This is a genomic window from Bartonella sp. AP57NXGY, assembly GCF_042195805.1.
Lineage (GTDB): Bacteria > Pseudomonadota > Alphaproteobacteria > Rhizobiales > Rhizobiaceae > Bartonella.
In genome coordinates this window covers 47,224-72,992 of record NZ_JBHIOZ010000004.1, presented here as the reverse complement: position 1 = coordinate 72,992, position 25,769 = coordinate 47,224, and the positions used below count along the sequence as shown (strand labels likewise).

Sequence of the window (25,769 nt, the reverse complement as noted above, 5' to 3'; positions counted from 1 at the left end):
ACTTCAAACAATTTCAGTGTTCTTGGCTCAATTCCGCGTGCCCCATCCAATACCATGATAGCACTATCAACAGCTGTGAGAGTGCGATACGTATCATCCGCAAAGTCCTCATGTCCTGGAGTATCTAGGAGATTAAAAATATGATTTTCATATTCAAACGTCATCACCGAAGTCACAACGGAAATACCACGATCACGCTCAATATTCATCCAATCAGAACGGGTTTGAATACGATCTTTTTTGGCTTTTACTTCTCCTGCAAGTTGAATAGCACCACCAAACAATAAAAGCTTTTCTGTTAATGTTGTTTTCCCCGCATCTGGGTGAGCAATAATTGCAAATGTACGGCGTCGCTTTACTTCCTGCACTCTTCGTTCCATTATTCCTCCACAGGACGTGCAAGTGTTTCAGCAATCAGTGCACGCATTTCATTAATCCCATAAAGCGCTATAAATGATCCCCATCGTGGACCTCGCTCTTGTCCAAGAAGGACTTCATACAACATTTGAAAAAAAACATTAGAAACACCAGGCCCACCTTCAGGGCTTTTTTTGCTATGATCTTGATAGCGTTCCGTTAACCTTGCAACATCAAGAAGCATATTTTGTAATATGTTGCCATCAACAGTTTCAGGTAAATGAGCTAATTTTTCATCAATTTGTGCTAATGTTGCTCGTTCGCTATCATCTGGTATACGAAATTTCTTGTTTGGTTTAACAAAAACATCAAAATATTTAATGGCAAACTTCACCAATTGATCAAGTTCTGGATAAGTTTGTGCATTTGCTTCTTTAGCGTAACGAGAAATAAAACCCCAAAGAACTTCTGCATTCTCTGCATTTGAAGCACTTACCAAATTTAAAAGCATCGCAAAGGATACAGGCAAATCAACCTGCGGTGGACAACCATTATGAATATGCCATACAGGATTACTGAGCCGTTCTTGCCATTTTTGACGACCATAAGCAGAAAGATGAGCATAATATTCATCTACAGCTTTAGGAATAACATCAAAATAAAGCCTTTTTGCTGTTTTAGGTTTTGAAAACATATAAAGCCCTAAACTCTCTGTTGGGGCATAAGTAAGCCATTCATCAATGGTTAAGCCATTTCCCTTGGATTTGGAAATTTTCTGCCCTTTCTCATCTAAAAAGAGCTCATAGTTGAATCCTTCTGGGGGGGTTCCACCTAATACTTTACAAATTTTAGAAGAAAGATTTGTGGAATCGATAAGGTCTTTTCCGGCCATTTCATAATCAATGCTAAGTGCTGTCCAACGCATTGCCCAATCTACCTTCCACTGACACTTAACTTTGCCCCCCGTAACCTCTGTTTCTATGGTTTCTCCTGTTTCAGGTTCAATATAAGTGACAGTCCCTTTTTCAACATTACGCGCAATCATCGGTACCTGTAATACTTTTCCAGAAAAGGGAGAAATCGGTAGAAAGAGTGAATAGGTCGCTTGCCGTTCTTCACCTAATGTTGGTAAAATAATTGCCATAACCTTGTCATAACAGGCAAGGATTTTCAAAAGTGTTTCATCAAAACGACCGGAATTGTAATAATCCGTAGCACTTGCAAATTCATAATCAAAACCAAAACGATCAAGGAAAGCCCGTAACCGCGCATTATTTGCCGCTCCAAAAGAAGGATAATCATCTCCAAAAGGGTCGGGTACACGGCTCAACGGTTGACCAAGATAATGTTCCATCCTCTCGCGATCAGGCACATTCTCAGGAACCTTGCGCAAACCATCCATATCATCAGAAAAACAAAGTAATTTTGTTTTTACTTTATTCTCCGTGAGAATATGAAATGCATGACGCACCATGGTTGTACGTGCAACTTCCCCAAAAGTTCCAATATGCGGTAAACCAGAAGGGCCATAACCTGTTTCAAATATCACACTGTCTGGATAACCCGTTTTTTCATACCGTTTGATAATCTTACGTGCTTCTTCAAATGGCCAAGTTCTCGATTGAGAAGCTGCATCTTTTAATTCAGGCGTAAGGTTGAGGGTATCACACTGATCACGCATCATTATTTATCCTAAAAATTACACTCTTTCAAAATAGGGTGTATGGTTCTTGAATTTATTCGTCAATAATAGCAAGCAAAAAGATGAAAATTTCTTTATACTCTTAAGTCACTATACAAAAACCGCCCTCGTTATAAATATATTTTGTTCTGATAAAAATCAAAAACATTCAATATTATAAAGCAAAATTGACCTGTTTTGATTATCGAAGCCTTCATTGCTATTATTATCATGGGTTTTGCTTATTATATTTATTAGCGCAGAAGATAAGCTTCTAGTATTGAACGAAAGAACGGTAAAAACCAACAGAAAAATGCTTAAACTAGGCATTTCATACAAAAGCACTAATCCATATTACACTTGTCACCGTAATTTTCTATTTCTTTTCTTTATCACCTTGATGACGCATTGCTAATGTACGCAAACGTAGAGCATTTAATTTAATAAAACCAGTTGCATCTCTTTGATCATAAACACCTTGATCATCCTCGAAAGTTACTAACTCACTGGAATAAAGTGATTTTTTACTTTGGCGCCCTTCAATAATTACATTCCCCTTATAAAGCTTTAACGTGACTTCACCTTCAACATGTTCTTGAGATAAATCAATAGCTGCCTGCAACATCTTACGTTCCGGCGAAAACCAAAATCCATAATAAATGAGTTCTGCATAACGTGGCATCAATTCATCTTTTAAATGAGCTGCGCCACGATCTAACGTTAAAGATTCTATAGCTCTGTGAGCCGTCAAAAGAATGGTTCCACCTGGTGTTTCATAAATACCCCGTGATTTCATACCCACAAAGCGATTTTCTACCAAATCTAACCGACCAATACCATTATCGCGCCCATAATGATTTAACTCTGCAAGTAAAGTTGCAGGTGATAAATTTTTTCCATTGATTGAAACAGCATCGCCTTTTTTAAAGCCAAGAGTAATTCTGGTTGCTTGATCTGGAGCATCTTCCGGCGAAAGAGTACGCATATGGACATATTCAGGAGCAGGAAGTGCTGGATCTTCTAAAATCTTTCCTTCTGATGAAGAATGCAATAAATTTGCATCCACTGAAAAAGGCGCTTCACCTTGCTTATCCTTTTCTACAGGAATTTGATGAATACGAGCAAATTCAAAGAGATCTGTCCGACTCTTAAAATCCCAATCACGCCATGGAGCAATAATCTTTATATCAGGATTAAGCGCATAAGCGGAAAGCTCAAAGCGTACCTGATCATTGCCTTTTCCTGTTGCTCCATGAGCAATGGCATCTGCCCCTGTTTCCTCAGCAATTTCAATAAGGCGTTTTGAAATAAGTGGACGTGCAATTGATGTTCCTAAAAGATAAGTCCCCTCATAAACGGTATTGGCTCGAAACATCGGAAACACAAAATCACGCACAAATTCTTCGCGCAAATCTTCAATGTAGATCTCTTTAACACCTAGCATTTCAGCTTTACGACGAGCAAGTTCTAGCTCTTCCCCCTGCCCCAAATCTGCTGTAAAAGTTACAACTTCAACACCTAGCGCACTTTGCAACCATTTAAGAATAATTGACGTATCCAATCCACCTGAATAAGCCAAAACAACTTTTCTAATATTTTGCCACTTTTTCATTTTAACGTTCTATATGAGCTACTTTTTTATTTCTACCCAAAAATCAAAACGATGCAAGAAATATAAAAATAAATTCTTTTTAAGCAACATTAAAAAGACGCAAAAAGCGTAAATAAAGGTGCCTCAAAGTATAAATAGTGAACACTGCTTAAAAATAAAAGGAGATTTACGTGTCATTTCTACCGGAGTGGTCTATTGTTGTACAATTTGCTTTAGCATCGTTGATTTTAGCACTTATTCCAGGACCAGATATGATGCTTTCTGTAGGACGAACCATTACACAAAGCAAAAAAGCTGGAATTATGTGCGCCTTGGGTAGTGCAACAGGGTTTGCCATTCAGGTTACCGCTGTAGCACTTGGCTTATCAGCGCTTATTTTTGCTGCACCACATACTTTTGTTCTTCTGAAAATTGTTGGCGCCTTTTATCTTTTATGGTTTTCCTTTCAAGCTTTACGGAGAAACCCCACTTTTTCCTTTGAACAGACATCTTCTAAATCTCAAAGCGCTAAACGTAACTATCTTGCTGGTATTGGAATTAATCTTCTCAATCCTAAAGTTATACTCTTTAACGCGACATTCTTACCACAATTTATCAATGCGAATGATCCTATGGCAACACAAAAATTGCTCTTTTTAGGACTCTCTTATATTCCTATTTCTTTCCCCATTACAATTGCAATCGTTTTTACAGCGCATAAACTTACCAAAACTCTCAAAAAGAACCCTCTTTATATTCGCTTTCTCGACTGGCTTATTGCTGGTACTTTTACCAGCTTTGCCCTCCATCTCCTTGTGGTTACAAAACATTGATTTATACGTGTAATGTATCGCTTTTAATTTAAATAAAAAAAACAAATATTATAAGATTTTTTCATTTCAAACCTGTTTGTTTTGGATAAAACAATACCTTTCCTTTGTACATCACAAGAGAAGCTGGAGTTTTCGTATGGATAAAAACTATCTAAGAAAAGAATAAAAACACCTCTTATAAACCATCTCAAGTACTAAAAGCTGTTACAACATTGGGAGCTGAAAAATAGAATGGTGGTACCAATTTACACCTTTATTAAACATAAAGGTGTAGGAGTACAATACATTTACAGAAGCTTTTTGTTATACTCCTCACAAGCATTATCGTGATATGAAGAGTGTACTAAGAGATACTTAAAAAACATATCAATGGATAACTCAATGGTATTTATATTTTAGATCCTCTGTTTTGCTTGTGATGCGTGATCTTATTTAAGAAAATAATAAACAAAAGCATGAGGCAGTGCACAATCTCCACTTTTTAAAAGATATTACCGTAGATGCTTTTAAAAGACATAAAACCGAATTAACGAGTATGATAATAAGGTAGAAATTAGTTATAATCCTTAAGACCTCATATTCCCTCTAAATTAGGTTTCCTTCTTATTTCAGAGATTATGTAAACAGACTATAGACAATCTCTTACCCCATTTAGCATATAAACGCTGAAACTGTTCGTCTAGCACTTATCCATCTTAATCTCTGTCTCACATATGCCATCGCATGAAGTTTGGATATTAAATTACAAACAAAAAAGTATAGGCCTCGATATCGCTGAAAATTGCGTTACCTAATGACCAATGGCATTTTCAAGTCGTAAACGTTCAGATTTACGTAAGCGCTCTGAAGCTGATTTAAGCTGTCCACATGCAGCTAAAATATCGCGTCCACGCGGTATCCGAATAGGAGAAGCATAGCCCGCTTGATTAACGACATCAGCAAAACGCTCGATTTGCTCCCAATCAGAACATTGATAATTACTCCCTGGCCACGGATTAAAAGGGATTAAATTAATCTTAGCAGGAATCCCTTTCAATAACTGAATCAATCGCTTAGCATCATCTAAACTATCATTGATATCTTTCAGCATAACATATTCAAATGTGATTCGTTTTGCATTGGAAAGACCAGGATAATTACGGCAAGCCTCCATTAGTAAAGCAAGCGGATATTTTTTATTAATGGGAACAAGCATATCCCTTAGTGTATCGTGTACTGCGTGGAGTGAAATTGCTAACATAACACCAATTTCTTCTCCAGTTCGGATAATTCCAGGAACAACTCCACTAGTTGAAAGCGTAATTCGACGTTTTGATAAAGAAAGTCCATCGCCATCAGAGGCAATCAATAAAGCTTTTTTAACAGCTTCAAAATTATAAAGAGGTTCTCCCATTCCCATCATAACAATATTGGTAATTTTTCGTCCTTCAATGGGAACAATTGCTCCATCAGGGGTATTCTTATCAGGAAAATCACCCAAACAATCACGTGCAACCAATAATTGTGCCAAAATTTCTTCTGCGGTCAGATTACGAACAAGCGTCTGCGTTCCCGTATGGCAAAAAGAGCAGGTTAACGTACACCCTACTTGCGATGAAAGACATAAAGTACCACGTCCTTCTTCAGGGATATAAACCGTTTCAATTTCAACAGGCCTTCCAGCTCCACGTGCAGGAAAACGTAAGAGCCATTTACGCGTACCATCTTTTGATATTTGTTCTCCAACAATTTCTGGGCGCGCAATGGAGAAATGACACTTAAGTGTTTCTTGCATTGCTTTAGAAATATTCAGCATCTCATCAAAATTTGAAACACCACGCACATAAAGCCAATGCCAAAGCTGACGCACACGCATACGCGTTTGATGCTCTGGTACACCAACTGTCTTTAAAGCTTGCATCATTTCATCTTGCGACAAACCAATTAAAGAGAGCTTAGAACTCTCCTTCACGACCACATTATCTGTTTTTCGTGCAAAACATGAACCAACTGGTCTAAGGTCATAAGAAATGGCCATTGCTTTCCAATTCACATCACTATTTTAGAGTTATCGAAACCTTAATGGCACTTTTGAGCTGCATTTAATGCAGCAGTGACCCCTTTTAAGGAATAAGTATAAGTGGTATGCGTTCCTCGTTTTGATATCGCTTGCACTGTCATATTGCTTCCAGCACGCATAGCAGAAACAAGCTGCTTTTCTAGCTCTGATGACGCCAGCCAAGCTGAGGAATCTTTCGTGAAAAAATCAAAGTCCTTACCTCCAATGGTCACTGTCACTCTCGACCCTTCTTGAAGGGTATAACCAGCCATAAACTGCGGTTCAAACGAAATAGGTGAATGAGAACGCTTGGTAACCAAGAAAAAGTTATCACCATGATTAACTGTCGTTGGAAGAGCCTTCAAAGGTACCGATAACACATAGCAAATCGTATTTTTGGGCGATTTATAAGAATAGGCTCCCCACGCTTCAAATTGATTTAAACGGCTTGGCGTTTGTGCATATGCCACTCCCGCTGTAACAAGAACCATTACAGATGCAGCAATAACAGTCTTTTCAAACATCTTCATTTAGCTCACTTCTTTAGTCTCTAACAAGATTTTCTTCATTGGAAAAATTCAACAAAAACTCCCCGACATTCATGTGTTATTGTCCTAATTCCTTCAATAAGCGAAATATTTTCAAACTAATCAAAATAGATTTCTACGTTTCATTATGACCTTTTAATCGTTACCAAAAAATAAACTTCTTATTCAATAACCACATTAAAAAATAACATCTTCATTTTACGCTACTTATTTCGTTTTTGTATAAAAAACGATTTCTTTAAGCTATAGAACTTCAAAACGAGATGAAAATATACCATCACACTATTAAGAAATAAACCATACTCTTTATATCACAAGCAATCTGATGCAAAATTTTGAAAATACACCCCGGACTCCCCGCAAAAAAGCTTAATCGCCTTACGAATATCACTTCTCGACTTTATGCATTCAATACATTTATGTTCGCAAAATACTCCACCTTTTACTCATTATAGTGCATTCATATTTCGTATTCAATATCGTCCCGATAACACTTTTTCTCAACCTTCAAAAGACCTTGTAAAAATAATAAAATATTATCAAGGTATTAATAATAAAACATAAAGAATTTAGATTCTATCTCAATAATCACATACAACTTTGTTTCTTTTGATCTTATTTCCCTATATATTTCATCTCCAATTATTAATTTCTAAAATGATTTTAGTAACTTATAATAGCTTAATCGTATTATTTTAATGTATTAGACGATATTTTTCTTTCTGTTATAAAAAACTTCTTAAGAATTCTTTGGGAAAGTCTCCTTATCTTATTTCTAAGTAATTTATAAAAAGAAATATAAAACTTTTTTCTATAGCAGTTCTAACATTACCATTTTTTAAACAATATTTTAATCAATTAAAGACACTTAAATAAATCTTCCTATGCATAAAAACTCTTTCACCCAACCTAAAGGTATAATTTTCATTCTTACCGTACAAAATTGTTCTTTAGCATGAGCTCTATACAACAGCAGACATCTAAATCATATCTATAAAATAGTTGATCTCTCCACTTGTGAAGAAGAAAGCTGGCATCATAACACTATTTTCCAGCTCCCAATGTTTTACTGCAACCCTCAATACTTGAGACGATTCATAAGAAGCATTTTTACCCCTTTCTTGTACAGTTTTTATCCACACGCTAATTCCGTTTACAACGTGCAAGGAAATGGTTTTGATTGATTCAACATAAACAAGTTTGGAATGAGAGAATTTTACAATATTCGGATCTCTCATCCAACATGCGAAATAGTGAATTATATTTAAAATTAATATCTTGCTATACTGAAGATACAATATATCTCTTATTTCTTCTTGAGCATTAAAATATTATCCCTAAACACTCAAACTCAACTTACAAAAAAATTCAATGCACAAATAAACTTTTCTGTTGATTTCTTTCCCGCTTTCAAAGGACGAAGATTCTTAATCCAATCTGGACTGAAAAAGTTTGGATTCTTGTCGAGCGATCTCCTCTTTTCTTCCCACTCATGTGATTCACTTAACTAAAGGCTCTACAGACAAGTCCTGTTTTAAAATATTTACCACGCACTCTAAAAGCACTTAATATATTAAGAAAACTTACAGAATTTATCTCACCATATCTCAAATGATAGTGTTTTTACAGTATAACAGGATAAAAGAATCCACGAACATAATAATTAGATGCTTTAATATACGAGAACAAGAAAGGAAAAGCCCTTCGTTTTTGTTGGTTGCTCTTTAAAAAGAAGGTTCAATTAGAAGTAATTTTCTTAAATCTCATGACATAACCTTTTGTTATTAGTCTTAAGATGCAAATTATATTATTTCCTACGCTCTGTAGTGCATACCTCGCAATTTATACGCTCATAATAACTTTTAAGCTGCATTTGATTCTGAAGTTTGAATCAATAAAGCATAAAGCGCATTGGCATTATGCGTACTGCGCAACTTTTGTACAACATCAGTGTGACGCAAAACACGTGCGATCTGTGATAAAGCTTTTAAGTGATCTGCACCAGCATTTTCAGGTGCTAAAAGGAGAAAAACGAGATCTATAGGTTCGTCGTCAAGAGCTTCAAAATCAACAGGACTTTCAAGACGTGCAAATATACCAATGATCCGATTAATATCAGGTAATTTTCCATGAGGAATCGCAATACCTCCACCCAAACCCGTTGAACCAAGCTTCTCGCGTTGTAAAACAACATCAAAAATCACATGCTCACTAAGACCTGTTAGCTTGGAAGCTTTTTCGGCTAAAATTTGCAGAACCTGTTTTTTCGAATTAGCCTTAAGAGCCGGAATGATCGCTTCCGGTGCTATTAACTCACTCAAATTCATACTTTAATTTTCCTCTTACACGCTAAAATGCTCATCAATAAACCTATAAACGCTATAGATACTTAATGTTCTTTCACTTTTCGCAACATCGCATGTGTTTTTACTTTTCAATTTATAATGGGTGATGGCTCAATACATCTCATATCACTTCTAAAACAATAATAAATAGTATTCGGATCATCATTAACGGCATGAGAAACCAAACAAATGAAGTTGTTCATAAAGTTAATTTCCTTACGACTCTAGAAAAGGCCATTATTCATAAACTTATTAAACTTGTCATAAGAGTTGATGTATAATCCGCCATCAGAGTTTTTCTTTCTTTAAACAATGAGCCCTTAAATTAAGATGAAAAGCATACTGAGCAAAATAGACCTTTACTTTGAAAATTACTGTATAGCTTGAACATCGACTTATAACAAGAATATAAAGATTTTTAGAAATTTAATGATTATTTTAAAAGATTTATAGATTTAGCCTGATATCTGTAGCCAAGCTCCTATTTTCAAATAGGCGATATAAACCAATAAAATACGACAACTCCTATTGAATAACCGCAATATATAAACCGGTGCTCCCATCAAAATACCTAAAACAGCATCATCGATATATTATTTGATTCGACAGAGAAAAATATGATAAATATCTCTTACCTTTCAATAACACACGCATTTATTGAGAGCTTCGTTTATCACTCATTATCACGTTAATCTAGTGATATCTTTTCTATGATATAATTATGAGTAAGCTAAACTTATAAAACAACAAACTAACCTCTAATGATGAAGCCTTTTTCACCACTCAATAACAACATTAAGGTTATAGTCATAAAAGAAGTTTTGGCATAAATAAGGAAATTTTCAGTAATAATGTTTGGTTAAACTTAAATGGAAACTCGTGAAAGCTGTAAAATCAAAGAGAAAACTGATTTCCCAAATAAATTCTGCGTACATCAACGTTGTTGATAATATCGTTAGGACAACCGTGAACTAACACCCGCCCTGTATGAATAATATAAGCGCGATCGACAAGCCCTAATGTCTCACGCACATTATGATCCGTTATTAAAACACCAATGCCACGCCTCGTTAAATGACGAATAAGTTGTTGAATATCGAAAATAGCGATAGGATCAATTCCTGCAAATGGTTCATCAAGTAACATAAAATGGGGACGAGAAGCTAAAGCGCGCGCAATTTCAAGTCTCCGACGTTCACCTCCAGATAACGAAAGTGCAGACATTTTACGTAAATGATCAATTTTAAATTCATGTAAAAGGCTATCTAACTCTTCACGTTGTTTAAGGCGATCTTTTTCAACGACCTCTAAAACAGCTTTAATGTTATTTTCTACTGAAAGACCACGAAAAATAGACGCTTCCTGTGGAAGATATCCAATACCTAAACGCGCACGTCGATACATCGGAAGATGCGTAATATCAAATCCATCAATTTTAATGGATCCTCCATCAGATTTTATAAGCCCTGTCACCATATAAAAACAAGTTGTTTTACCTGCCCCATTGGGCCCTAAAATGCCAACGGCTTCTCCCGTACGAATGCCAAAAGAAACACCATTAACAGTTCGTCTTCCTCGATAAACTTTAATCAAATTACTGGCAATCAAGGTCCCTTTTAAGGGATTTTTTGAAGCTTCACTTTCAAGATTATACCTATCGGTCTGTTTTTTTCTTTTGATTCCAAACATGAAATCTTAATGGCCATTCTTTTGATTTTGTTTTAAAATAATAGAAACACGACCTTTTTTCTTAGGCGTCTCACAACCTTCTAAAAAAGCCTTTCCGCTTTCCATATTTGCCGTTAGTTTGCACCCCGTTGCCACATTGTCACCATCAGTTAACACAACATGATTCCCTGTCAAACTCATCATTTTTGACTTTCCATCAAAAACACCTTTATCACCCGTAGCAACTTGCGTAGCAATTTTTATATAAACTTTTCCTAAAGCTTCCATTTTTTGTATACTCGACGAACCAAATAAAGAAACAGATGATGCCTTTGTATCTTCCTTGTTTTTATCAATTTCTTTATATGCTTTATCGTAGTAAACAACTAATTCTGCCGTTTTTAAAAGACGTTCACCTTGTACCACTGAAACATCACCCTTAAAAAGCGCTATCCCTTCTTTATCACGTATTTCCAAAGAATCTGCATGAAGTTCTACCGGTTCTTTATCGCTTGATAGACTTATTCCAAAATGAGCCACTTCAGCATATCCTAAAACTGCTCCTTCTCCTAACATTCCCATGCTAAAAGCTAACATCACACCTATCCATCTTTTGTACGATTTCATTATTTCAATTCTTCTGTTTGTATATACACATACTTCTCTTTATAAATATCCTTTAAAGATTTGTATTGATATTGCGTTATTGCTTTTGAAGCACTAAATGCACACCACCATGGAAATATATGTTTTTTCCTTTTTCTCGAATTTGTAAGGCGTTTGCGGCAAGATTCAAACCGGCTTGCTGAATATTAACACGTTGATCTGTTTTTAACTGTCCCTCGGATAAGTTAATACTAGCTGACATAAATCGTACCATCATCCCATCATTCGTCGTAATCGTGAATGGCTTATCCAACTGTAAAAAACCATTAATGTTATCGTAAACCCCCCCTTGTGCGACGAGAAAAACCTGTCGTTGTTGGCCCATAAATGCTCTAGCTGTAATGTTTTGCAACCCAATCATTCCAGCGTGTGTATGGTCTTGAAATGCCTTTTCTGCTTTAAGCCAATAAGGTTCATGAGCACGCGTATACCCTTCTAATTTTGGATTGAGCATCGTCAAATTCATCACGCCACTTTCTCCATTATTCAAAGGCATAGAATCAGAAGTAACGGGAACCAAGAAAAACGTAAACCAGCAAAAAACCAGCGCTGAAATCAACGCTAAGAGAGGTAAAAAAATTTTTAATATGCTAATGCGACGCGAATGACGGGATGCTTTTTTTAAAACATCTCCAAAAGATGATTGCGTTGAAAAGGCTTCATAATGATTGTGTACGGACATACTCTCCTGATCTCTTAAATCCTCCGCATTTTTAATCTGTATACCCTTTATAGAAGGTATTTTCAAATTTTGTTTCTTGCAATTTGTTTTTTCTTGATTTTATTTTGCTTTTATCCGTTTATATATTGTAATATGCATGGAGTGCACAATTACAAAATTTTTTTGTGTGAAAGTGAGGCTATTGTGGTAAAATCAGAGCTTGTACAAATTATCGCTCGTCATAACCCGCATCTTTTTCAACGGGATGTGGAGAATATTGTAAACGCTATTTTTGAGGAAATTGCAACAGCACTTGCAAATGGCAATCGCGTTGAACTTCGTGGATTTGGAGCTTTTTCTGTAAAAAGCCGTTCAGCCCGTAATGGACGTAATCCACGAACAGGTGAAGCCGTTTCTGTTGAAGAAAAGTGGATTCCTTTTTTTAAAACTGGCAAGGATTTACGCGACCGTCTTAATCAGTGAGAAACTTATGATAATTAAACGTATTCTTCTAACAAGTATCGGTGTGATTCTCGCAGCGGTTTTGATTGTTTTTATCGTGGCTAATCGTCAAATGGTTCCGTTAACCCTTGATCCTTTTCGAGCAAATCCTGAAAGTTTTACTTATCATGCTCCCCTCTTTATATGGCTCTTTATTTTCTTTAGTTTTGGTATTTTATTAGGAAATCTGATCAGTTGGTTTTCCTATCACAAATACAAAAAAGCTCTCAAAAAAAGTAAAGCCGAGATTGAAAAATTGAAAACATCTATCACAAATCTGGTGTAATGGTATTTAAATGAAATCTTTTCTCTTTAGTATTTTATATTCAGTACAGAGTTAAAAGTGCTCTTTTTCTTTTTTTATACATGTTTTAATTGACTTTAGCTTTTTTGCACTTTTACGAAACATTTAAGAGCTTTATAATATATTTTTATACCTCATATACCGTGATACAAAACATGCCCGCACAATGCTTTCAATTCTCCCATAACAATAGATATCCGCAGGAAAAGCTGCCCCTTATTTTAGAAACGGGTATAAGCGAAAACTATGCTCTCATTGATTCTGGTCATGGACAAAAATTAGAACGTTATGGAGCTTACCGCATTATTCGACCAGAAGGTCAAGCACTATGGAAACCCGCTTTACCACAAAAACAATGGGCTGATGTTGATGCTATTTTCACAGGAAACCTTGATGAAGAAGGGGTTGGGCGTTGGCATTTTCCTAAAAAGCCACTTGATGAAACATGGGCTCTTGCTTGGAATGGATTGTCTTTTCTAGGCCGTTTTACTTCCTTTCGTCATGTAGGGGTTTTTCCTGAACAAGATGCCCATTGGCGCTCTATGGAAGAACAAATTGTTAAAGCCGAACGCCCTATAAAATTGTTGAATCTTTTTGGCTATACAGGTATTGCCTCTTTGATTGGAGCACGAGCGGGTGCGAATGTTACCCATGTTGATGCTTCTAAAAAAGCCATTGCGTGGGCAAAAGCTAATCAAGAAAGAGCAGGATTACCAGATCATTCTATTCGCTGGATTTGCGATGATGCTATGAAATTTGTCGAGCGTGAACTGCGTCGTAAAAAAAGCTATGATATGATTCTTCTTGATCCCCCTGCTTATGGGCGTGGACCCCATGGTGAAATTTGGCAACTGTTTGATCATTTACCCGCCATGATCACAAATTGTCGTAAACTTCTCTCTGATAAACCGCTCTCTGTTGTCCTTACAGCTTATTCTATTCGTGCTTCCTTCTTTGCACTTCATGCTTTAATGCGTGATGCATTTGTAAATCTTGGTGGTACGGTCGAATCAGGAGAACTCATTTTGCGTGAAGAAGTTGCAGGACGTGCTCTTTCTACTTCTCTTTTTAGCCGTTGGATTGCTTGAATATGTGTAGACCCAAAACTGGTAGAGTGAAAGAAATTACCTCTCTTAGCAACCCCATCATAAAAAATCTTAAAGCACTTAGCCAAAAGAAAAACCGTAATAGAGAAGGTCTTTTCATGGCAGAAGGATTGAAATTGGTCATTGATGCTCTCAATCTTGGCTGGACAATACAGACGCTTATTTTTTCTAAAAGTGAAATCGGTAATGCTACTATCGAAAATACTGCCGCACGTGCTGTAGCCAACGGTGGTTTTGTTATTAAAGCCTCACAAAAGGTTATGGAATCACTTACCCGACGCGATAATCCACAAACAGTTATTGGTATTTTCAAGCAAAAATGGCACTCTTTTGAAATGATAAAAGGGCAGATTAAAGATGTTTACATCGCGCTTGATCGTGTACGTGATCCTGGAAACCTTGGTACCATTATTCGAACCGCTGATGCTGTAGGTGCTAAAGGTGTTATTTTAATTGGCGAGACAACAGACCCTTTCTCGCCTGAAACAGTCCGTGCAACCATGGGATCTATTTTCTCTGTACCACTTTATCGTTTTGATGAAAACGGCTTTTTAAACTGGTCTTCTCACTTTAAAGGCATGATCGTTGGCACGCATCTCAAAGGATCTCTGGATTATCGGACACTTGATTTCAAAAATGGTCCTGTTATCCTTTTAATGGGGAATGAAAAACAGGGATTATCAGATCTTCTTACGAATCGGTGTGATAAACTTACGCGTATTCCACAAAGCGGACGAGCAGACTCGCTTAATCTAGCTGTAGCAACAGCTGTTATGCTTTATGAAATCCGTCGCCCCTATTTAATACTGGAACCATGTGAGGAAAAACATGATTCGTAAATCACTCCCTTTTCTTCTCTTGGGCTTGGCTTTTACAGTAGTACTTGATCAAGCTGTCAAATACTGGGTTATGCACAATATGCCTTTAGGAACAGAAATTTCGCTTATTCCTTTTCTTTCCCTTTATCATGTGCGCAATTCTGGCATTGCATTTTCGTTTTTTTCTTCCTTTTCTCAGTGGGGAATCATCGCCATCACGATCATTGTGATTATCTTTCTTCTATGGTTATGGAAAAATACTGAATATAATAAGTCTTTAATGCGCTTTGGCCTTATTCTTATTATTGGGGGAGCCATCGGCAATCTCATTGATCGTATTCGCTTTCATCATGTCACTGATTATATACTTTTTCATATTGATGATATTTTTTATTTTGCTATTTTCAACCTTGCAGATAGTTTTATCACTCTCGGTGTTATTGCCATCCTTATTGAAGAATTGCGTACTTGGATGAAAGCAAGGCGTCATTCCAATAGTACATCTTCTCATTGATATGTTCAGTGCCTTAGAAAACAGAGATTATTGACCGTCACAAGTCTGATTACGCATTGATTTCTCTTAATCAATTCTTGTTGCTCGTCATTTCACGTGTTTCTCTTCATGGGACTATAAGATCTTACTTTCTTTTCAACTTTACATTTCTACACTTAGTTAGTGCAAAAGAAATGAACTCAAATAGAATCAATATTTTTTATCCATGTGTCCTACATCACAATTTTTGAGGAGACATTTCACAGCATTTGAAGTTCTGTTTATTTGATTTGAACAATTGATTTTCGTACGTTTTTTAGTTTTTACAGATATCGATTTTACAGAGCCTTTCTTAAGTGCTTCGTTTAAAAACTCTCCTTTTTTATTTTATATATTGTTTAATAAAAAACATTTTTTCAACTATTTTCAATGGTGTCTTGTTAAAGCAACATATTGATTATAAATATAAATTACCGTTTTTCATATTGAATAAAAGCCCTTACTATCCTAAATCTCTTTTATTTGGAATCTGTTCATGTTGAATCCATTAAAACAATGTCTCTTGCAAGACACAAGTCAATAATCTTGATTGATTTAATATGAACAGATTTTCAACCAGAGAATCTTGCGATATTCGGAGTATCATTTAGCATTCAAAAAGACAATTTATCATTATACATCAATATATTATATAAAAATCCAATTCAATAGCTCTTATAACCGTGCAAAACAGATGCAATATTGGAGGTTGAAAATAGTGTGATGATACTTGCCGCTCTTCTCATAAACGCAAAAATAGTGAATATTTTATAAGGGATTGTATTACATAGTTTCTGTGAAAATAGAAAAGCTTTTAAGTATAGTCTTTTTATCTTGCAAAAATATGGCAAAAAATGGAAATATTTTTTATTAAAATGAACTATTTCCTTACCAATTTGTAAGGTTCCTTCTTCATATAAATCTCTTGTAATTTTTAAATAAATCTCCATAATAAGAGCATATATGCTGGAATTCTGTCAGTGATTCTTAAGGGTTTTTGTATTTGCCCAATTAAGGCTTATACCAAGCTTATCTGTGTAATGACAGAGACACCTTTAAAGCCCTATACCTGACAGAACATATGCTAAAGGATTTTATATTATGGCTAATTTTAAAGATTTACGTTCGGCACCTGCTTCTCATGCCGATGCATCAATTGATCAGGGATTACGCGACTATATGTTGGGTGTCTACAATGCAATGGCCATTGGTTTGCTTATTACAGCTGCTGCCGCTTATGCAATTGTATCATTAGCAACGACAACAGATATGAGCCAAGCAGCAGCTCAAATCAATAGCAGTGTTTATCTAACACCATTTGGAGTAACATTTTATACATCGCCATTCTCTTATATTGTTATGTTTGCACCACTCATAGCAGTCTTATTTCTCAGTTTTAAAATTAATACATTGAGCACAAATGCTGCTCGTAGTCTCTTTTTTGGTTATGCTGCTCTGGTTGGTCTTTCACTGTCTTCAATCGTTTTGCGCTATACGACAGAAAGTGTTGTGCAAACCTTTGTCATTTCCGCCGCAACTTTTGGAGCTCTTTCACTTTATGGATACACAACAAAGCGTGATCTCACAGCAATCGGTTCATTCTTATTCATTGGATTGATCGGCTTGTTGCTTTCCATGATTGTGAACATTTTTCTTGGATCAAGCGCTTTGCAGTTTGCTATCTCTGTGATTGGTGTTTTTATCTTTGCTGGTTTAACAGCCTACGATACCCAGAGCATTAAGTTGATGTATTATGAAGGAGATGAAAGCGATACCAGAGGACGTAAAGTTATTATGGGCGCGCTGAATCTTTATCTTGATTTCATCAATATGTTTGTCTTCTTGCTACAGTTTCTTGGCTCAAACCGTGATTGATTGCAAAAATCATTACTTAATTAAAGAACCTTGTTTCTAAAAGAAACAAGGTTCTTTTGTTTTTAGTGTAAATCTTTACCCTCTGCTTCTTAGAAACTATTCTTTTCGCAAAATGACAAAAATCCCTTATAAGCAAAAATTCCCTTGGTTTACCGGTTTTATCCAACAAAAACTCCATAGCTCCTTTTTAAATACAATTCACAGCCGCTCTCATCATCAATCAAACATCGTCAATCAAAATAGTAATTATGATCTGACCGTTGCTTCCTATAATGTGCATAAATGTGTAGGTGTTGATAAAGTTTTTAATCCTACAAGAATTGTCCGTGTTATTACTGAATTACAAGTTGATATCCTTGCTCTTCAAGAAGCAGATAAACGTTTTGGGGAACGCATCGGTTTGATTAATCTTCAGCTATTAAAAGCTGAAACCGGTTTGATTCCTGTACCTCTTAATACTATGTCACCTCATGGCCATGGTTGGCATGGGAATGCTCTTTTTTTGCGAAAGGGATATGTACGTGATACTTTACAAGTCACTCTTCCTAGTATTGAACCACGTGGGGCTGTAATTGTAGAGTTGGAAATGGCAGCAGGCCCTATTCGTATTATTGCGGCTCATTTTGGCTTATTACGTTACTCTCGTAAACAACAAACAAAAATGCTCCTTGAAATTTTCCAAAAACGCCCCCTTATGCCTACACTCCTCATAGGAGATTTTAATGAATGGCGAATGGGAAAAGGCTCATCTTTAAATCATTTTTCTCCCTATTTTGATAGCACTTTTGAAGTTGTACCAAGCTTTCCCTCTCGTTTTCCTTTGTTAGCCCTTGATAGAGTTTTTTCTTTTCCCCACCAATTGGTAACAAGTATTGAAAATCATTATTCACCACTTGCACGCATTGCTTCAGATCATTTGCCTATCAAAGCCTATCTTAATCTTTCCAACGCAATCAATATTCTTAAAAATAAATAAAAAAATTAATGTGCCTCATCCCAATTTTGAGCCGTCATAACTTTTACTTCAAGCGGTACAGATAAAGATAGAACCGGTATTGTAGCATTTTCCATAACATTTTTAACAACAGTCATGGTTTTTTTACTTTCTTCTTCTGGTACTTCAAAAATCAGTTCATCATGAACTTGCAGCAACATTTTTGCTGATAGTTTTTCTGCTTTTAAAGCATCTTCCATATGTATCATAGCGCGGCGAATAATATCGGCCGCAGAACCTTGAATTGGAGCATTGATAGCTGCCCGCTCATTAAGAGAACGAATTTTTACATTCTTTGCTTTTATTTCTGGATAATGGATACGACGTCCAAAAATTGTTTCTACATAACCATTTTCACGTGCAAAGATTTTGGTCTTCTCCATATAATCTTTAATTCCTGGAAATCTTTCAAAATACAGTTGAATATAACGACCCGCTTCTTGGCGTGAAATTCCCAATTGATTGGCTAATCCAAAAGCTGAAATACCATAAATAATACCAAAATTAATCGCTTTTGCACGCCGTCGTATATCTGAATGCATTCCTTCTATCGCAACACCAAACATTTGTGATGCCGTTATAGCGTGAATATCATGCCCTTTAGCAAAAGCTTCTTTTAATGCTTTTATATCCGCAATATGTGCAAGAATGCGCAACTCAATCTGACTATAATCAGCAGAAAGTAACACATATCCTTTGGGAGCAATAAAAGCTGTTCGAATTTTACGTCCTTCAGCAGTTCGCACTGGAATATTTTGCAAATTTGGCTCTGATGATGATAACCGACCAGTTGATGTTATTGCCAAAGAATAATTCGTGTGAACTCGCCCTGTTTTTGAAAAAATATAAGAAGGCAAGGCATCTGTATAGGTAGATTTTAGCTTTGAAAGTTGACGCCACTCAATAATTTTACGCGGTAAAATATGACCTTCAGCAGCCAACTCTTCTAAGGTCTGTGCAGAAGTTGACCATTGTCCACCCTTTGTTTTAGCGCCTCCAGGCAATCCCATTTTGCCAAAAAGGATATCCCCTAATTGCTTTGGCGAAGCAAGATTAAACTTTTCATCAGCTTGTTTGTAAATTTCCTCTTCTAGAATCAAAGCAGCTTGTGCCAACTCTCCTGAAAGACGCAATAAAATCTGCCGATCAATAAGAATCCCCCGTTCTTCCATTCTTGCAAGAACTTCTACAAGAGGTCTATCAAGACGCTCATAAATTTTTGTCATTCCACGAGCAACAAGTTGCGGTTTCAATACTTGCCAAAGACGTAGCTTTATATCAGCATCTTCCGCCGCATAAAGGGTTGCTTGTTTTAAATCTACTTGTGCAAAAGAAGTAATTTTTTTCCCGTTATGCGTTAAATCTTTATAGGCAATTGGTTTATGCTCAAGCCAACGTTCAGACAAATCATCCATATTATGGGTTAACATTCCAGCATCAAAAGCATATGATAAAAGCATGGTGTCGTCAAAAGAGCTTATCATAATGTCGTATTGCTTCATCACCAACCAATCATATTTTATATTATGACCAATTTTTAACACCGCTGAATCTTCTAATATCGGTTTTAAAAGTGCTAAAGCTTTTCGAGCCCCAATCTGTGAAGCAATGCGCCCGCCCCTCAAAAGGTCCTCTTCTCCTTCATCAAAATGTTCAAGAGGTATATAAGCTGCTTTTTCCGGCTGTAATGCGAGTGAAAAACCAACAAGCTTTGCTTGCATCGGATCAAGAGATGTTGTTTTAGTATCAAAAGCGAAAAAACCCTGCTCTTGTGCTTGTGATAACCAGTCTTTTAAAATTTCCTCATCAAGAATTGTTGTATAAGCATCTCTTGTAATTTTTTGAGTCAGCGCTTGATCTTTACGTTCTTGTGCAAAAACTTGTGGAGAATTTTCAGAAAAATTATGAAGGGATGCGCGCTCAGTATTCTTGATATCAGAATCATGCCTGATATCAGAATCATTCCTGGGGCTTAGTTTTTCCCATTCAACATTTATATCAAGTGCGTCAATAACAGCTGCATCGCATGTTGTTGCCTCTGCCACGCGACGCGTTAATGTTGAAAACTCCATCGCTTTCAAAAAAGCAATTAAACGTGGACCATCTTGTGGCTCCAAAATAAAATCATCTAAATCATTATCTATAGGAACATCTGTTTTAAGCCTGACAAGTTCACGAGATATTTTAACTTGTTCTCTATAAGCTTGAATGTTTTCACGTCGTTTTGTTTGTTTAATTTCTGTTACGTTTTGCAATAGAAGATCAAGAGAACCAAATTCATTTAACAACTGAGCTGCAGTTTTTGGACCAATGCCTGGAATACCCGGTACATTATCCGTTGAATCTCCAATTAATGCTTGTAAATCAATCATTTTTTCAGGCGCAACACCCCATTTTTCTATAACTTCTGAAATACCTATATGCTTATCTTTCATTCCATCATACAAAGATACATGCGTATTTACGAGTTGCATAAGATCCTTATCGGAAGAAATAATGGTTGTTTTTGCCCCAACCTTTGTTGCCAACTTTGCATAGGTAGCAATTAAATCATCCGCTTCAAAGCCTTCCTTTTCAATACAAGGCAAATTAAAAGCCTTCGTTGCTTGGCGTATTAGCGCGAATTGAGGAATTAGATCTTCAGGAGGTTCAACGCGATTCGCTTTATATTCAGGATAAATTTGTTTCCGAAAAGTATCAGATGAATAATCAAAAATAACAGCAAAATGTGTTGGAACAACACCCGTAGCTGTATTACGAGCATCACAAAGTAATTTCCATAACATATTGCAAAAACCAGCTACTGCTCCTACAGGAAGTCCATCCTTTTTACGTTTTAAAGGCGGCAAAGCATAATAAGCACGAAAAATATAGCCTGATCCGTCAACCAAAAAAAGATGATCTGTTGCTTTCATGACAATTTTTTCTCCATTTCAGCTAAAAAAGCAAATTAACCTTATATATTTTTTCACTTTGCCTCTAAAAAGCCATTTTTTCTCTTCATAAGACGTGAAGTCGTTGCACTTTATATTAAGTACCTAGAGCTTTTCTTTGCTGTTACAGGATTAATAGCTTTCATTTTGCTCCTCCTATGATAGCTGAGGTACGATGTAGCGACAGGGTCGTTGTGGTGTTCCCCTCCCCACAACGACCGTTTTTTTTTGACATCGATATTCTTTAATTTCAATCGTGACTCTTTTAGATAAAAGATGATGTTATTCATGAATTTTGAAGTTATTCCACAGAGCTTTTTCACCCATTTTGTAGATAAAATCAGCGTGTAACTTTTTTTCTTGCATACTCAATCTTGAAGGTAAAGCCTGCGGGCGAATTTTAACGGCATAAGATGTATCTTTATCGTTCTGGATATGTTCATCAATACCCCTTCTGTTATCAAAACCCAATACACCTTGCTTTCCACCGATGAGCTCAATATAAACATCGGCTAGAATCTCTGCATCAAGCAAAGCACCATGAAGAACACGATGGCTGTTATCAATTCCAAAACGTTTGCATAAAATATCAAGAGAATTAGGACCCATAGGAAATTTACGCCGCGCCATAGCCAATGTATCAAGAATATTATCAACACTGATAAGCGGTTTGTTGACGCGTTTTAATTCTGCATTAATAAAACCAATATCAAAACTCGCATTATGCGCAATCATTGTCGCGTCTTTGATAAATTCCAAAAATTCATCAACAATATCACTAAAACTTTTCTCGTTTTTCAAGCGTTCATTGGTTAATCCGTGAATTGCTACAACTTCATCAGGAATAATAACGCCTTCAGGGTTTAAATAAACATGAAATTGGCGTCCTGTGAGATAACGATCAACCATTTCTACACAACCAATTTCGATTATGCGATCTTTCTCTTTATCTAAACCTGTTGTTTCTGTATCAAAAATAATTTCACGCATAATTTTAATTCTTTAGCAATTTTTTTATCACATCAAAAACCTGTTGACGTGTATTCTCTAAATCTTTCCCTGTATCAATAATAAAATCAGCGCGTTCTCGTTTTTTTTCATCTGGCATTTGTTGAGCGTTGATAAAGGCAAATTTTTTCTCATTCATACCTTGGCGAATCATTACACGTTCTTTTTGTATTTCTGGTGGAGCAGAAACAACAATAACGCTATCCACACGACTTTCACCATTTTTTTCAAACAGAAGTGGAATATCAAGAATAACTAATTTTTTCCCTTGTTCACGCGCTATATCAATAAATTCCCTTTCTTTTTCTTGCACCAAAGGATGAATTATTTTTTCTAATGTTTGTAATTTTTCTTTATCATCAATCAAAATTTCAGAAAGTTTCAAACGGTTAACTTCTCCGTTTTCAACCACACCAGGAAAAATACGCTCTATGAATGACAAAGCTGGCTCACTTTTATAAAGCTGTTGTACTGCTTCATCAGCACTAAAAACAGAAATACCCGCTTGCTTGAAAAAATCAGCAACTGTTGATTTTCCCATAGCAATTGATCCCGTTAATCCTATGATCTTCATTCTCTTTTTTCACTCATATCCTCTAAAATAGCTGTCCGTAACGCTTTTGTTACCTGTGGTCTTATTCCGAACCACTGTTCAAACCCTATAACAGCCTGATGTAGAAGCATCCCAAGTCCATCAACCGTCTTGAGATCACAAGCCTTTGCCTGTTGTAAAAAAGGAGTTATCAATGGTGTATAAATAATATCTGTTACTAATGCCGTTTTTTTTGCTTTATGAAAATCGCAAAAAAAAGAATCACTTTTTTCTTCTGGACTTTTTATGCCAATAGAGGTTGTATTAACAATCAAATCAGCTTGATGAAGTATTTCATGGATTTTATGCCAATCGTAAACTTTAATGATTTTTCCAAAATGCTGAGCTAAATTATCAGCACGTTGTTTTGTACGGTTAATTAAATAAATCTGTTCAAATCCGCGTCTTTTTAAGGCATATATGATAGCGCGTGCGGCACCACCTGCTCCAAAAACAAGAGCTGTTTCCCCTCCCCAATCAGATACAAAATCATCAAGATTAGCGCTAAAACCATAGGCATCACTATTCGTGGCACAAAGCTTATCTCCTTCATACCAAAGTGTATTAACAGCACCAATCATTGTTGCTCTCTCATCTTTATAATCTGCTAAACGAAAAGCTTCTTGTTTATAAGGCAAAGTAACATTTCCTCCACAAAAGCCTATTTTTTGTAAAGACGCAATAAAATGACTGAACTCTTCAGATGTTACTTCTTGTGCAAGATATTCTCCTTGTAAACCATATTGTTTAAGCCAAAAATTGTGAATTCTTGGCGATTTTGAATGATGAATAGGAGAACCAACAACAAAAGCACGCGGATAATTTGTCTTTTTTATTATTAAGTTAACCATCAATAATTCCTAAGTGGCGCAGTTTTATGAGTAGAGGCAGCAAAGGTAAACCAACAATGGTAAAAAAATCTCCTTCAATTTTTTCAAAGAGATGAATTCCTTCTCCTTCAATTTGATATACTCCCACGCTGTTTAAAACATCTTTTCCTACGCGTGCTAAATAACGTTCAATAAATTCTGATGAGAGTAAACGAACAGACATATGTGCACTAAAAGCTTCAACCCAAATTTTTTGACCATTTTTAAATAAAGCTACCGCACTATGAAGAGAATGGGTTTTTCCTGATAATTCACATAAACGTTGATGTGCTTCTTTAATATTTGTTGCTTTGTGAAAAACTTGACCTTCAAAATCAAGAACTTGATCACAACCAATAACGAAAGCATCAGGAAAACGATCTGAAACATTTTTTGCTTTTGCGCTCGCAAGAAAACAGCTGAGTTCTTTAGGTGTTTTTTCTTTTGCTTTTTTTTCTACTTCTCTTTCATCAAAAGAAGCTCCTTCAATGGAAAAATTTAAGCCTGCTTTTTTTAATAATTTTGCACGATAAAAACTAAGAGATGCTAATATTAAAGTATCTGCGTTCATGAGAATTTTCTCTCATTTCCTTCACGAAATCGTGATAACAGTTCAAATATTGCAGCAGCAGTTTCTTCAATAGAACGTCTTGTGACATCAATAATAGGCCAACCAAAACGTTCGCAAATGCGTTTTGCATGGATTAATTCTTCAGCTATGTTGATACGATTAGTATAATTATCAAGAGCAAAACCTTCTCCTAAATCTCTATTTTGACGAATATGTGAGATTCTTTCAGCTGAAGCAATTAAACCAATAATTAAAGAATTTTTTACCTCTAAAAGAGATTCTGGCAAATCAATTCCTGGAATAAGAGGAACATTAGCCGTTTTGATTCCGCGATTTGCTAAATAGATGCTTGTTGGTGTTTTAGAGGTTCTTGAAATTCCCACAAGGATCACATCTGCTTCGGATAAGCTACTGGAAGACTGTCCATCATCATGCTCTATTGTAAAATCCAGTGCCTCAATACGGCGAAAATAATCTGCATTAAGATCATGTTGTGCGCTCGCACGTAAATGTGTTGGCATTCCAAGGTAAGACTGAAAAGCATTTAAAACAGGATGCAATATATCAATACAGGGAACTTCTATTTTTTTGCATTTTTTTTGAAGGAGTAGTTTAAGTTCTTCATCAATCATTGTGTAAAGAACAATACCTGGCTCTTGTTGTATTTCATCAAGAGCTTTCTGTAACTGTATTCTATTACGAATCATAGGATAGATATGCTCTGTTGCCTGAATCATTGCATATTGCGATGCTACAGCTCTTCCAACAGAAATTAATGTTTCTCCTGTTGCATCAGAAAGCATGTGTAAATGAAAGAATTTTTTTTCTTTTGTCACAAAAATTTTAACTCCTTGTTAAGACATGTGTATATATACTCACCGTTTTTTATAAAACTAAAATTTATGAAAAATTCTCCTTTTTTATGCACAAATTAAATGCTTGTGATAATTTAATCCCTCTTATAAAAAAAGAGGGGATAATATCTTTAAGATAGTGATATTTTTATTCTTTTTTCAGTTCCTTTTGTGGATAAAATTGAGGATAAATAATAATCCACACTAAACACAGTTATAAATAAGAATAATCCTTTCTTTAATATAAATTTATTAATATAAATTTCTGTAAAAAATACTTTTGAATAGCATTTCATTAATGCTATAATCCTAACTCACATTTTTGTTATTAAAATAATTAAATACTATTTGGATTTTATATTTTTTCAAGTTTTTCATATAATTACTTAATATTACAGGAACAAATTTCATATAAATGGTACTT

The 25,769-nt window shown here is 35.7% G+C and carries 23 protein-coding genes; 8 read left to right on the top strand and 15 right to left on the bottom strand.

What is annotated here, in order from left to right:
• The 3 genes from ACFIL8_RS01445 to ACFIL8_RS01435 form a co-directional block, all read right to left on the bottom strand.
• Positions 1-380: GTP-binding protein (locus tag ACFIL8_RS01445; protein ID WP_375688779.1), on the bottom strand; the 380-nt coding region annotated here is incomplete at its 3' end.
• Positions 380-2,041 carry a lysine--tRNA ligase gene (locus ACFIL8_RS01440; RefSeq protein ID WP_375620882.1) on the bottom strand — a complete coding sequence of 554 codons (1,662 nt, stop codon included), beginning with the start codon at positions 2,039-2,041 and terminating at the stop codon, positions 380-382. The genes ACFIL8_RS01440 and ACFIL8_RS01445, both read right to left, overlap by 1 nt.
• A 373-nt stretch (positions 2,042-2,414) precedes the next feature.
• Entirely contained in the window at positions 2,415-3,650 is a 1,236-nt protein-coding gene (locus ACFIL8_RS01435; RefSeq protein ID WP_375612782.1) for an argininosuccinate synthase, read from the bottom strand.
• A gap of 170 nt (positions 3,651-3,820) precedes the next feature.
• On the opposite strand from ACFIL8_RS01435, the gene ACFIL8_RS01430 reads away from it, so the two are divergent.
• Positions 3,821-4,462 carry a LysE family translocator gene (locus tag ACFIL8_RS01430; protein WP_375612781.1) on the top strand — a complete coding sequence of 214 codons (642 nt, stop codon included), beginning with the start codon at positions 3,821-3,823 and terminating at the stop codon, positions 4,460-4,462.
• A 790-nt stretch (positions 4,463-5,252) separates the two neighbouring features.
• Here ACFIL8_RS01430 and rlmN read toward each other — a convergent pair.
• The 6 genes from rlmN to lptC all read right to left on the bottom strand — a co-directional run bounded on the left by rlmN (position 5,253) and on the right by lptC (position 12,409).
• Positions 5,253-6,479 (bottom strand): 23S rRNA (adenine(2503)-C(2))-methyltransferase RlmN, encoded by a 1,227-nt coding sequence (rlmN, locus tag ACFIL8_RS01425; protein WP_375638148.1) that lies wholly within the window; start codon positions 6,477-6,479, stop codon positions 5,253-5,255.
• 41 nt (positions 6,480-6,520) lie between these two features.
• Positions 6,521-7,024 (bottom strand): invasion associated locus B family protein, encoded by a 504-nt coding sequence (locus ACFIL8_RS01420; protein WP_375611465.1) that lies wholly within the window; start codon positions 7,022-7,024, stop codon positions 6,521-6,523.
• A 1,886-nt stretch (positions 7,025-8,910) separates the two neighbouring features.
• The gene (ptsN, locus tag ACFIL8_RS01415; protein WP_375611353.1) at positions 8,911-9,375 is read right to left on the bottom strand and encodes a PTS IIA-like nitrogen regulatory protein PtsN; all 465 of its coding nucleotides are present in this window, start codon (positions 9,373-9,375) and stop codon (positions 8,911-8,913) included.
• A 912-nt stretch (positions 9,376-10,287) separates the two neighbouring features.
• Positions 10,288-11,082: an LPS export ABC transporter ATP-binding protein gene (gene lptB / locus ACFIL8_RS01410; RefSeq protein ID WP_012754448.1), complete on the bottom strand. Its 795-nt coding sequence runs from the start codon at positions 11,080-11,082 to the stop codon at positions 10,288-10,290.
• A 6-nt stretch (positions 11,083-11,088) separates the two neighbouring features.
• The gene (locus tag ACFIL8_RS01405; protein ID WP_375612778.1) at positions 11,089-11,688 is read right to left on the bottom strand and encodes an LptA/OstA family protein; all 600 of its coding nucleotides are present in this window, start codon (positions 11,686-11,688) and stop codon (positions 11,089-11,091) included.
• 76 nt (positions 11,689-11,764) lie between these two features.
• Positions 11,765-12,409 carry an LPS export ABC transporter periplasmic protein LptC gene (gene lptC, locus ACFIL8_RS01400; RefSeq protein WP_375678852.1) on the bottom strand — a complete coding sequence of 215 codons (645 nt, stop codon included), beginning with the start codon at positions 12,407-12,409 and terminating at the stop codon, positions 11,765-11,767.
• Between the two features lie 183 nt (positions 12,410-12,592).
• On the opposite strand from lptC, the gene ihfB reads away from it, so the two are divergent.
• The 7 genes from ihfB (at position 12,593) to ACFIL8_RS01365 (ending at position 18,500) form a co-directional block, all read left to right on the top strand.
• Entirely contained in the window at positions 12,593-12,871 is a 279-nt protein-coding gene (gene ihfB / locus ACFIL8_RS01395) for an integration host factor subunit beta (RefSeq protein WP_273790186.1), read from the top strand.
• A gap of 7 nt (positions 12,872-12,878) precedes the next feature.
• Positions 12,879-13,175 carry a lipopolysaccharide assembly protein LapA domain-containing protein gene (locus ACFIL8_RS01390; protein WP_375681783.1) on the top strand — a complete coding sequence of 99 codons (297 nt, stop codon included), beginning with the start codon at positions 12,879-12,881 and terminating at the stop codon, positions 13,173-13,175.
• A 173-nt stretch (positions 13,176-13,348) separates the two neighbouring features.
• Positions 13,349-14,281: a class I SAM-dependent methyltransferase gene (locus tag ACFIL8_RS01385; RefSeq protein WP_375620886.1), complete on the top strand. Its 933-nt coding sequence runs from the start codon at positions 13,349-13,351 to the stop codon at positions 14,279-14,281.
• Between the two features lie 2 nt (positions 14,282-14,283).
• A complete protein-coding gene (locus tag ACFIL8_RS01380; protein WP_375668167.1) occupies positions 14,284-15,138 on the top strand; it encodes a TrmH family RNA methyltransferase in 855 nt (284 codons plus the stop codon).
• Positions 15,128-15,631: a signal peptidase II gene (gene lspA / locus ACFIL8_RS01375; RefSeq protein WP_375611348.1), complete on the top strand. Its 504-nt coding sequence runs from the start codon at positions 15,128-15,130 to the stop codon at positions 15,629-15,631. Before ACFIL8_RS01380 ends, lspA begins: the two co-directional genes overlap by 11 nt.
• A gap of 1,119 nt (positions 15,632-16,750) precedes the next feature.
• Positions 16,751-17,524, top strand: coding sequence for a Bax inhibitor-1/YccA family protein (locus ACFIL8_RS01370; protein ID WP_375611347.1), 774 nt, complete (start codon positions 16,751-16,753; stop codon positions 17,522-17,524).
• 112 nt (positions 17,525-17,636) lie between these two features.
• Positions 17,637-18,500 (top strand): endonuclease/exonuclease/phosphatase family protein, encoded by an 864-nt coding sequence (locus tag ACFIL8_RS01365; protein ID WP_375612773.1) that lies wholly within the window; start codon positions 17,637-17,639, stop codon positions 18,498-18,500.
• 5 nt (positions 18,501-18,505) lie between these two features.
• On the opposite strand, the gene polA is transcribed toward ACFIL8_RS01365, so the two are convergent.
• The 6 genes from polA to ACFIL8_RS01335 form a co-directional block, all read right to left on the bottom strand.
• On the bottom strand, positions 18,506-21,433 hold the full coding sequence (gene polA, locus ACFIL8_RS01360; protein ID WP_375668168.1) for a DNA polymerase I: 2,928 nt from the start codon (positions 21,431-21,433) through the stop codon (positions 18,506-18,508).
• A 300-nt stretch (positions 21,434-21,733) separates the two neighbouring features.
• Positions 21,734-22,441, bottom strand: coding sequence for a DNA polymerase III subunit epsilon (gene dnaQ, locus ACFIL8_RS01355; RefSeq protein ID WP_375629128.1), 708 nt, complete (start codon positions 22,439-22,441; stop codon positions 21,734-21,736).
• A 4-nt stretch (positions 22,442-22,445) separates the two neighbouring features.
• On the bottom strand, positions 22,446-23,033 hold the full coding sequence (gene coaE, locus ACFIL8_RS01350) for a dephospho-CoA kinase (RefSeq protein ID WP_375612770.1): 588 nt from the start codon (positions 23,031-23,033) through the stop codon (positions 22,446-22,448).
• Complete coding sequence (locus tag ACFIL8_RS01345) at positions 23,030-23,902, bottom strand: shikimate dehydrogenase (RefSeq protein WP_375612769.1); 873 nt, start codon at positions 23,900-23,902, stop codon at positions 23,030-23,032. The genes coaE and ACFIL8_RS01345 overlap by 4 nt, the downstream gene beginning before the upstream one ends.
• Complete coding sequence (locus ACFIL8_RS01340; protein WP_375611343.1) at positions 23,895-24,491, bottom strand: Maf family nucleotide pyrophosphatase; 597 nt, start codon at positions 24,489-24,491, stop codon at positions 23,895-23,897. The genes ACFIL8_RS01345 and ACFIL8_RS01340 overlap by 8 nt, the downstream gene beginning before the upstream one ends.
• Positions 24,488-25,327, bottom strand: a complete 840-nt coding sequence (locus tag ACFIL8_RS01335; protein ID WP_375612767.1) for a pyruvate, water dikinase regulatory protein — start codon at positions 25,325-25,327, stop codon at positions 24,488-24,490. The genes ACFIL8_RS01340 and ACFIL8_RS01335 overlap by 4 nt, the downstream gene beginning before the upstream one ends.
• Positions 25,328-25,769: the final 442 nt, after the last annotated feature.